This is a genomic window from Streptomyces sp. SID14436, assembly GCF_010548465.1.
GTDB lineage: Bacteria > Actinomycetota > Actinomycetes > Streptomycetales > Streptomycetaceae > Streptomyces.
On record NZ_JAAGMD010000436.1, the window covers coordinates 1 to 1,360 of the forward strand.

The following is a 1,360-nucleotide window of genomic DNA, read 5'->3' on the forward strand; positions in this document are numbered from 1 at the left end:
GCGGGTGCGGGGTGGACACCGTCGACGGGTACGCGGGCGGGCCGACGCCGTCCCCGCGCCGCGGGGGCCGCCCGGCCGCGACCGCCCGCAGGTCCTTCTCCGCCCGCCCGGCCGGCAACCGCTCGGCGGGATCCTTCCGCAACAGGCCCTCGACGACCGGCCCCAGCGGTCCCGCCCGGCGCGGCGGCGGCAACTCCTCGTCGACGATCGCGCGCAGCGTGCTCAGCGGGGTGTCCTGCCGGAACGGCGAGGAGCCCTCGACCGCCGCGTACAGCAGCACGCCGAGCGACCACAGGTCCGACTCGGGCCCCGGCGTCCGGCCCAGGGCCCGCTCCGGGGCGAGGAACTCGGGCGAGCCGACGACCTCGCCGGTCATCGTCAGCGCCGAACTGCCCTCCACCATCGCGATGCCGAAGTCGGTGAGCACCACGCGGCCGTCGTTGGCGATCAGCACGTTGGCGGGCTTCACGTCCCGGTGCAGCACACCGGCGGCGTGCGCGGCGCGCAGCGCGGCCAGCACCTCCGCGCCGATCCCCGCGGCACGCGCCGGGGACATCGGCCCCTCCGCCTCCAGCACCTCCCCCAGCGACAGACCGCGCACCAGCTCCATCACGATCCACGGCCGCCCGTCCTCGGTCGCGACGTCGTACACCGTCACCACGTTGCGGTCGGCGATCCGGGCCGCGGCCCACGCCTCCCGCTCCAGCCGGGCGTACATCCGCTCGACGTCCGGGGCGGGCAGCCCGGCGGGAGCACGCACCTCCTTGACGGCGACCTCCCGGTGCAGCACCTCGTCGCGGGCCCGCCACACGGTCCCCATACCGCCCTCACCCAGCGGCGCCAGCAGCCGGTAGCGGCCCGCGATCACGCGCTCACTGCCCTGTCCGTCGGACACGGCGCCCCCTTCGCATCGGGCGAATGCTCCCGTTCCTGTTGAAAGTAGCTCAGCCGAGAGCGGATGCCGCCCCCCTGAACACCAGTCCGGCCCCCACGACGACCACGACGCAGGCCGATCCCAGCGGCGCGCTCCGGCGGACCAGGCCCACCACCGGGCCGGCCGTCCAGCGGGGCCGGCGGTCCAGCAGCCGGGCCATGCCGCTGCCCGCCCGGACCACGGCGTACCCGGCCGCGGTGAGGGTGAGGGCCAGCCCGACGCCGTAGGCGACGACCAGCAGCAGCCCGAACCACGCCTGGCCGAGCGCGGCGGCCCCGACCAGCACCACCACGGCGGACGGGCTCGGCACCAGCCCGCCCGCGAAACCGAGCAGGATCGTGCCGCGGAGGGTGGGCGCGGTCGGGTGGGCGTGGGTCCGTCCGCCGTGGGTGTGCACGACGGCGTGCGGGTGAGCGGAGCCGGGGG

The 1,360-nt window shown here is 76.8% G+C and carries 1 protein-coding gene and 1 pseudogene; both read right to left on the minus strand.

The annotated features are described in order from the left end of the window. Positions 1–895: serine/threonine-protein kinase (locus G3I53_RS15090; protein WP_343240626.1), on the minus strand; the 895-nt coding region annotated here is incomplete at its 3' end. A gap of 49 nt (positions 896–944) precedes the next feature. Continuing rightward, a pseudogene (locus G3I53_RS15095) lies at positions 945–1,360 on the minus strand (nickel transporter); the annotation flags it as partial.